This is a genomic window from Bacteroides sp. CAG:189 (assembly GCF_000432295.1).
GTDB lineage: Bacteria > Bacteroidota > Bacteroidia > Bacteroidales > Bacteroidaceae > Bacteroides > Bacteroides salyersiae.
In genome coordinates this window covers 5,761-15,339 of sequence record NZ_HF991096.1, presented here as the reverse complement: position 1 = coordinate 15,339, position 9,579 = coordinate 5,761, and the positions used below count along the sequence as shown (strand labels likewise).

Annotated in this window: 3 protein-coding genes; 1 reads left to right on the top strand and 2 read right to left on the bottom strand. The window is 39.4% G+C overall.

The window, feature by feature from the left end; genetic code table 11:
- Positions 1 to 51 precede the first annotated feature (51 nt).
- Both QVP90_RS13685 and QVP90_RS13680 read right to left on the bottom strand, forming a co-directional pair.
- Positions 52 to 2,049, bottom strand: coding sequence for a sialate O-acetylesterase (locus QVP90_RS13685; protein WP_005934225.1), 1,998 nt, complete (start codon positions 2,047 to 2,049; stop codon positions 52 to 54).
- Between the two features lie 23 nt (positions 2,050 to 2,072).
- Entirely contained in the window at positions 2,073 to 5,948 is a 3,876-nt protein-coding gene (locus tag QVP90_RS13680; RefSeq protein WP_264381062.1) for a sugar-binding domain-containing protein, read from the bottom strand.
- Positions 5,949 to 6,136: 188 nt separating this feature from the next.
- Between QVP90_RS13680 and QVP90_RS13675 the strand changes: the two genes are divergently transcribed.
- A partial coding sequence (locus QVP90_RS13675) for a glycoside hydrolase family 38 C-terminal domain-containing protein (protein ID WP_288204534.1) occupies positions 6,137 to 9,579 on the top strand: 3,443 nt, incomplete at its 3' end.

Here is a 9,579-nt window from a genome sequence, read left to right as displayed (position 1 = left end):
AAAGAATTCGGGCCGTAGTTCTTTTATGTGTATTCAATAAATCTTTTGATTTTATTGATTAGAGGAAGATTGGGTTATTCCCGGCCAGTCGTCTGTGCGGAAAGGAGAGGCGGGAAGTCCCGCTTTATTGTATAAAGTACATTCCGGATTATTGGCCCAACCATAGCGTACAGCTATTGGGAAAGTGATTTTTGGGGAAGAGACAATGACCTTATCACCGATTATTTTTGCTTCGGCCGGGTAGAATATATGGTCTGCTCCGGCGATCGTAAATCCTTTTAATTCGCCTCCTTGAGCAATCAATGAACCGTTAGTGTGTTTGAAAAATATTTCTATTTCGTTGTTTCTTAACTGCATGTGACTATAAATAGGTCCGGAATAGTTAATATTTTTTCCATAGGTTTGGTTAAGGGCTATTAATGAAAGCCGACGTCCTACTTCCTGTTTGTTTTTGGGGTGAATGTCATTGGCATCACCTATGTCGATTGTAACAGCCATGCCTGTGTTTTCCAGGCTTAAAGTTCTGGTTTGAGCTTCACGTAATTCGGCCCAAGCCGATTCTTCCGGCTTTTCTGAACGTTGCATGAAGTTAGCCAATTGTACGAAATAGAAAGGAAAGTCTTTGTTCCATTTAGTACGCCAGTCACGAATCATTAAAGGAAACAAGTCGCGGTATTGGTAGGCACGGTCTGCATTGGCTTCTCCTTGATACCAAATAACGCCTTTCATTCCGAATGGGATAAGCGGATGTAACATTCCGTTGTATAGTACTGTCGGGTAGAACTGGCATGTCTGGAATGACAGAGGTTGTTGTGGTACTTCGTTTTTATTGAAAATACTGATTTGCTGTTGCCATTCTCCTGCCAAAGATATTCTTCCTTTACCGTTTGTGACATAAAGCATGGAGGGATCTCCCGGAATTCCACTGTTTCCTCCGGTATCTCCTAAGCGAATGGTTAATATGTTTTTTCCCTTTTTCAATAGATTACGTGGAATTGCATAGTGACGTGCAGTACCTATGCCATACGTACGACCTATTTCATGGCCATTGAAAAAGGTTATGTCATCGTCATCAATTTGGTTCAGTTCTACTTTCAAATCTTGCTTTAACCATTCATCCGGTAGGTCTATTTCGCGACGTAACCAGATGAATCCTTCAAAACCGGGATTGATTTGTTCTTCTATATATCCTGGAATTTGTATGGTCCCCCAGGAAGAAGTGTCGTAATCAACTTCCGCCCATAAGGGGTGTTCATTGTTGTATCCCGGGTCTTTTTGTCTGACTTGTGCTTCCCATTCGTTCATCATCCGATTGTATATGGCTATGGCTTCCGGCATATTGTCTTCTGCTTTTCGGGTAAGCGCTATTTGTTCGTGAAATTCCCACATGGTATCCAGTGTTTTACCGCTCGTCCAACTTTCGGCTGGAGTTCCTCCCCAGGTCACATCAATAACTCCTATTGGTACGTTTAATTTTTGATTTAATTCACGGGCAAAGAAATAGGCTACTGCCGAGAAATTTTCTACGGTTTGTGATGAACAGTTTTGCCATCCTCCCATTGTGCTTTCTCCTTTTGTAAGAGGGATAGGACTAATGGTCTTTTTCACTTGATATAAACGGATATCAGGATGATTGGCCTGATTGATTTCTTGTTGGAAATTCATTACTTTTCCCCATCCTTTAATAGGCATTTCCATATTGGATTGCCCGGAGCATATCCATACTTCTCCAATCATAACATTGGATAGCTTGATCTCTTTACCATCTGAAATGCTGATATCATAGGGACCTCCTGCATTTGGTGTTTGAATTTCGATTTTCCAATTTCCTTCGGAGTCGGTAGGGGCGATATAGGTTTTTCCATCCCATGAAGCGGTGAGCTTTACCTCTTTTCTTTTGCCTGCCTGCCCCCATATCGGGATCTGAGTTTGTTGCTGTAAGACCATGTTATCGGAAAATATTGCCGGTAATACGGGTTTTGCATTCATACTCCAACAAAAAGATGCCGCCAGAATGGCGAATACTGCTATTTTTTTTGTTATTTTCATGTTCTTATATAGAGATGTGGGTATTATTCTTTAATTAGTTTTAATGAATACGATTGTCCGGCTTTTGTATAGGCTTGTATCAGGTAAATGCCTTTATCCATGTCGTCTATGTTAAATACCTTGTTGGAGAATGTTTTTTCTGTTTTTCCGGATAGACTGAAGATTCTTACTTCATTTATCAGTTCCGAATTGGTACCCTCTATTGAACAATAACCTTTAGTTGGGTTTGGAGACAGATAAAGGTCGTTTACGGAGGCAGAGGGTGCAAGAAGCCCGGTGCCGCCATCGTCTTCATTTACGGGATACTCCAGGATTAATCCTGCATCGATGTATTGGCCACCCGAGAATTGAGTGCATTTTACAGCAATTAAATTTTCTCCGGCTTTTAAAGTTGCTTTGGCTTCCTTACTGACATCTACTGTTGTGTAATTACTGGTGTATCCGGTTGTACTGAAAGCCAATACTCCGTTGATATAAACTTCACAGTCGTCATCGTGATAAAGCGTCAGGCGTAGATTGTTACGGAGTTTCTCGTCTTTTTCTGCTACGTTGAATTTCTTTCTTAAATAGATATGGTTGCTTTTCCATTCTGTATTTACTGTGGATTTATTGTCATAAGTGGTGTTAGGTGCGCCTCCATCACCGAAACCACTAACTCCGGTATTCCACGAAGTATCATTGAAAGTTATAGTATTCCAATCCTCGGCTGGTGTGTTGTTAGTGTATTTCCATTGAACTTTTTTAGCTCTTAATGCTGTAGGGACCAGCTCGATGGCAGAAGACTTGATTGTGTGTGAAATCACTTTTTTGATTTCTTCTTTCTGTTGTTCATTTACTTTTACGACTTTCCGGTCATAGGTTATCAGGCCATTGACTTCTCCTTCCAAATCGGTGAGCTGTGTGTATACGGCACCTCCCAATCCATCGGCTTGCAAAGGCTTCAGCAAATCTGTATAGCTATTGAACAGATCTTTCAATTCTTCACCGCTATTTACCGATACATATACCATATCACTGTTTTTCCAGACATGGTCTTTTATAACATAAGTGATTCCACCATATTCTCCACATACAGATATCCGGTTGGAAGTAGGATTGGGAAGCATACCGGGGCGGGGATAACTGTGCATATCGGCTACTTGTCCTACGTTATCAAAAATCACCCAACCACTGGCAGAACTGACGATACGGGTATCATCTAAAGCTTTGATCCGGTTATAGGCATTGCGGGTATGGTTACTATTATCCGCATACTGTCCGAATCCTTCATTAAAGGCAATCCAGGTGACGATACACGGGTGATTTTTCAGGTTGCTGACAATGTGATCGCATTCACTCAGGAAATTCTTTTTTACCCATTCGTCATCACCCAATAAGTTTTGATCCGAACCGGCATTTACCATGTCTTGCCATACCAATAACCCCAGTCGGTCACAATGATAATACCAACGTGCCGGTTCTACTTTGATATGTTTGCGTGACATGTTAAAGCCTAATGCTTTGGTCTGTTCAATGTCGAAAATCAATGCATCATCGCTTGGCGCGGTATATAAACCATCGGGCCAGAAGCCTTGGTCCAGAGGACCGAATTGAAAAATCGGTTTGTTGTTGAGCATGAAACAGGCTTTTCCGTTTTCACTTCCCATTGATATTTTTCGCATACCGAAGTAGCTTTTTACTTTATCTACGGTTTGATTGTTGGAACGTAATTCTATTTCTACATCGTAAAGGAAAGGAGAATCGGGACTCCATAATTTAGGTTGTGCAATCGGCAATTCGATGGTTTGAAATACTTTGCCGATTTTCTCTGTGACTAAAGAACCTTTATCATAAATGCGTATGATGGCTTGACATGAAAGTGCATTGTTTCCGTTTATTTTTATTTTGACCAGACTATTGTCCACATCGGGAATAATACTTAATTCACTGATATGACTATTATTTACTCCCTCCATCCATACAGTCTGCCAGATTCCCGATGAAGGGGTATAGAAGATACCGCCATTCTGAATTTTTTGTTTTCCAACGGGTTGTCCTCCGGCATCAGTAGGATCCATGAACTGGACTTGTAATTCTTGCTCTCCTTCTTCTTTTAGAGCTGAGGTTATATCAAAGCTGAACGGGTCATATCCTCCTGTATGGGTGCCTACTTGTTTTCCGTTCACATAAACTTCACATTTCCAGTCCACTGCACCGAAATGGAGAAGAATGTTTTTACCTTTCATTTCGGAAGGAATGGTGAATGTCCGGTTGTATAGATAAGTTTTGTAAGGGCGTTCTTCATGGTCAGTTAGCATTAAGCCGGATAATGCTGATTCAATAGGAAATGGAACTAAAACTTTCTTGTCGAAAAGTTGGGCAGAACGGTATCTTCCCATGCCGATACTTTCTTTAAAATCCCAAATTCCATTCAAATTGAGCCAGTTATCACGTACCATTTGCGGGCGAGGGTATTCTCCTAATACATTTTCCGGATCGATAGTATCATACCACGGAGTTGTTATGGGCGATTTCTTTTTCCTCCATTGAGTCTGAGGCTTTTGGTTGATAGAAGCATTCTTACCGAACAGTTGCCATTGCAATAACTGGAAGTTGGAACTGCCATTTGTTTCTTGCATTCTTAGGCGGAAAGCTTGATATCCTTTTGTGCTGTTTACTTTGAACTTCATAGTTGCTAATCGGCAGGGAAACAGGAAATCGTGTCTTTCATCGATCGTTTCCCAAGTATACCCGTTGTATCCTTCTATATTCCAGGATTTTAGATCTCTGTCTATTGCATCTTCACAGGAAGTTAATGTGTAATATTGTAATGCTTGGGGCTGTGCGGGTTCGGTTATGACAAAGAAGGTATTGGCGGACTTTCCATAATATTTGGTAGATAATTTGCGGTCGAATAAGTTGAGAAAGCTATGTCCGTTTTCACCTTTCGGTGTTGCACTGGTGTGTTCTTCTACAGGAATTCCGGCCATCATGTCTTCAACGAATGCTTCTCCGGATTCAGTGAAGGGAATTCCGAACAGTTGTAGTTCGGCAACGCTGACACTTGGGTGTCCGGTTGCTTTCAAGCGATAATAACGTGCAGTCTCCGTAACGGCGTTCGAAGTGTTCCGGTCTATCTGAAAAATAGTAGAATATTCGTGCGATTTGGAAGAAGAGGGGATTACCATTTTCCAGTTTAGTGCATCTGCCGAATATTCCAATATCCATTTACCTACGTCTTCGGTACTCGTTTTTCCTGCGGATAATAGATATCCTGTTAATAAAACAGGCTGTTTACAATCGATTGTAATTGTTGCAGATGTTTTTTCGGGTACATTATATAAGGTATTGTAATTATTATCTGTTAGATTCTCGAGTGTTTCATTATCATCGGACGAACTTATTGTCGCATCATCTGTGAAATCGTAGGGATATACATTTTCATCGATGTACTTATCGGATTTGCTGATGATGAACCGCACCAAGTTTGGTCCGTAGTTTTTTAACGGAGTGATTTTGATGTTGTTTTTACCGGTATCAAAGTGCAGGTAGGTTGTTGCGGTATTGGCATCAGCCGGATTTCCCCACGAAGCGGTTGTTTGTGGAAATTGGACGATGACAGGGTCGTAGTTATTTACAGTTATTGACATTGGGCGGTTGGTGTCTCCTGTCAGGTATTTGATTTCAAATTTATAGGTTCCGGCCTTTTCTATTTCGATTTCTGTATATTCGAGTGAGGAACCGAATGTAATGTTTTCTACTATTTTTCCATTCTCATGTTCTGATATGGTAGGACCATTTCCTTTTAATTGAGCATTGGCTGCTTCTAATGTGATCGGTAGTTTGGTATTTACTGTTCCTGTATGTGGAATAAGTAATAATACGAATGTTAAAACGAGGGAATAAATTTGTATTTTCATGTGCATATAGGTATGATTAATAATATTACAAAAATAGCTAAAATAACGATGCCTATGACTGGTAGTGTGTTTTAAAAAGGGACATAATATGCCAAATGAGTATTTGATTCACTCATTTAGTTGTATGGTATTATGGTATGTACTATTTTTACAACAAAGTATCACGATTAACAAATAATTAAGATATCATGATTAAACAAAATCTATCAGTAACGTTGTTGGCCTTATGTATGAGCGCAACTATTTGGGGACAGGCTGATGAGAAGAAATGTATTTTTATTTCTACGTCTCATTTGGATACTCAGTGGAATTGGACAGCCCGGACCACTCTTGAAGAATATATTCCGAATACGATGACTCAGAATTTTCCTTTGTTTGAGAAATATCCGGACTTTCATTTTAATTTTGAGGCGGCTATCCATTATATGTGGATGAAAGAATATTATCCGGAGGAATACGAAAAAGTGAAGAAGTATATTACTGAAGGGCGTTGGCATATTAGTGGAGGAAGTATCAATGCAAGTGATGTAATGGTGCCTTCTGCCGAATCTGTTATCAGAAATTTCCTGTACGGACAATCTTATTATAAAAAAGAATTCGGGAGAAAAGGAGGAACTGACATTATGCTTCCTGACTGTTTTGGTTTTCCATACTCTCTACCTACTTTAGGAAAGCATTGTGGAATAACGGGATTTCATACACAGAAACTTTCTTGGGGATCGGCTTATGATTATAAATCATTGCCACCGTTTGGTATTTGGAAAGGCGTAGATGGTTCTGAAGTGTATGCTATCTTTAAAGGGGAGGCCTATGATGCACATAAACAATATAATAAAGATATGTCTAAGGATGAAGATATGAATCGACTTGCAGAGGAAAATTATCAGAAATATGGCTTGGCATCGGTATTTAGATATGTTGGTCCGATGGGGGATAGAGGAGGCGGATTGAAAGATACTGAAAGTGAAGAAGGTGAACGTACTCCTTATTGGTTACAGCAGAGTATAAATTCAGACGGACCGGTAAAAGTCGATTTATGGACTCCGGACGCTATCTTTCAATACTTAGATGAAAACCGTAATGAAAAGTATGTGGTTTGGGACAATGAATTACCAATGAAAACGCATGGTACTGGATGTTATACTTCTCAGACCATTATGAAATACTGGAATCGTAAAAACGAACTGCTGGCTGATGCTACTGAAAAAGCATCGGTTGCTGCTGCATGGGTGGGAGGCGCAGAATATCCGTCGGATATTCTGACTGAATCCTGGATACGTTTGTTGTGGCATCAGTTCCATGATGACTTGACCGGAACTTCTATCCCGAGTGCTTATACAATTTCTTACAATGACGAAGTGCTAGTGAATCAGACTTTAGCCAACACGCTTACTGGTACCATTGGGGCATTAGTGCGTCAGATGGATACACAAGTACAAGGCGTTCCTTTGGTAGTTTACAATCCTCTTTCTGTGCAACGGACCGATGTGGTTGAAGCATCGATTACTGTAGCTTCTGAGCCTTCCGAAATACGTATATTAGATGGGGCGGGTGAAGAAGTTTTGTCTCAAATAACGGGATATGATAGTACTACGGGCAAACTTTCTTTTATATTTAAGGCTACTGTAGCCTCATTGGGATATGCCACTTATGAGATACGCTTGAACGAGACCTCTGAATTATCTTCTTCATTGAAAATTACTGAAACTACTCTTGAAAATGATCGTTATCTTGTAACTCTTAATGCAAGGACAGGAGATGTTCGGCAGATTAAAGATAAAAAGCTGGACAAACTTTTGTTGAGAATGCCTATACAGATGCTTTTGTTTGATGATCGGTCGGATAGCTTTCCTGCATGGGAAATAGTTTATGAAACTTTAAATAATACGCCTTCCTATGTGGATGAAAATGTGAAAATTGAGATAGTAGAGAATGGTCCGTTGAGAGTTAGTTTAAAGATCTGTCGAACGAAAGCTGGATCTGAATTTGTACAATATATACGTTTGACAGATAGTGAAGTGAGTGATCGGATTGACTTTGTTAATGAAGTGAATTGGAAAAGTAGGGGGAAGTTGTTAAAGGTAGCTTTTCCATTGCAAAGTGCAAATTCAAAAGCAACTTACGATTTGTCTATAGGGGCTATTGAGCGTGGAAATAATAAAGAAAACTTATATGAAGTAGCTGGACATCAATGGGCCGATTTAACCGCTGTTGATGGCGAATATGGAGTTTCTATCTTAAATGATTGTAAATATGGATGGGATAAACCAAATGATAATACATTACGTTTGACTTTGATTCATACACCTGCTGTAGCGGGAAATTATTCGTATCAAAAAGATCAGGATTTGGGATTAAATAAGTTTACATATTCTTTTTATAGTCATGAAGGCAAATGGGATGAACGTACACAATGGGAGGCTTCCCGTCTTAATCAGCCTATATTAGCTTTCCAAGTACCTAAATATGCAGGTCTCTTGGGGAAGAGTTTTGGATTTGTCTCGTTAAATACCGATAAAGTAGCTATAAAAGCACTAAAGAAAGCAGAAGAATCGGATGAGATCATAGTACGTGTATATGAATTGACAGGAAATAATCAAGATAATGTAGAACTTACGTTTCCTAGTACAATTTTGTCGGCACGTGAGGTTAATGGTATTGAAGAAGAAGTCGGGAATGCTTCTTTTTCTAATAATAAATTGGCTTTTAATATTGGAAAATTCCAACCGAAAACTTTCGCTTTAAAATTGGCTTTACAAGAAACTGGAGTAACTCCTCCCTCATCTTGTATTGTGGATTTGAGTTATAATCGTGATGTAATGAGCTATGATAATAGTAGAAATGATATGTCAACTGGTATTGATTATGCTTATCCTGCAGAATTGCTTTCTGACAATTTGTTTTCGGGGGGTGTTGAGTTTAAGATTGGAAATCGTGAAGCTAAACAAAGAAATGCTTTTTTATGTAGAGATAGTAAAATCTCAATTGCTTTGCCGGCTATGCAAAATGCAAAGAAAATGTATGTGTTGGCTGCGAGTAGTAAGAAAGAAGGAACTATTGCTAAATTTACCGTAGGAGGGAAGTCTTATTCATTTCATGTTCCATATTGGGCTGAAACAATTGGAGCATGGGAAACCGAATATAACGAGGAAGGAGGATTTTGTAAGGAAAATGTGGCTTTTACAGCTACTCATCGGCATACTAAAAATGGGAAAAATGATCTTTATGGATTCATGCATATGTACAAGTATGCGATTCCGATAAATTATGATGCTACAGACTTGATGATAGCAACTAATACAGATTTATATATTTTTGCAATTACTCTTTCTGATAATGTGAATGATGATGTAATTCCGGTATCTGAGGTGACTTCTTTGCCGGTGTTTACTGATTTGTCAGAAGACAGATGTGGTGAGAAATTGGTTCCGCAGACAGTTCAAGCTTCTCATCAAAATGGTAGTAATGAGGGGGCGGATAAGGCTGTTGATGACGATTTAGATACGAAATGGTGTGTTACTGACAATTCTACTCCTTGGCTGGAATTTTCTTTTGCTAAAACGGTGGAAATCTGTCATTGGTTTGTTATGAATGCAGGAATTGAGAGTACTGATTATATAACCTCGGCATT

Bases quoted from the DNA above. Each gene is read 5' to 3' on its own strand.
- QVP90_RS13685 (WP_005934225.1), bottom strand. From the start codon at position 2,049: ATGAAAATAACAAAAAAAATAGCAGTATTCGCCATTCTGGCGGCATCT.
- QVP90_RS13680 (WP_264381062.1), bottom strand. From the start codon at position 5,948: ATGAAAATACAAATTTATTCCCTCGTTTTAACATTCGTATTATTACTT.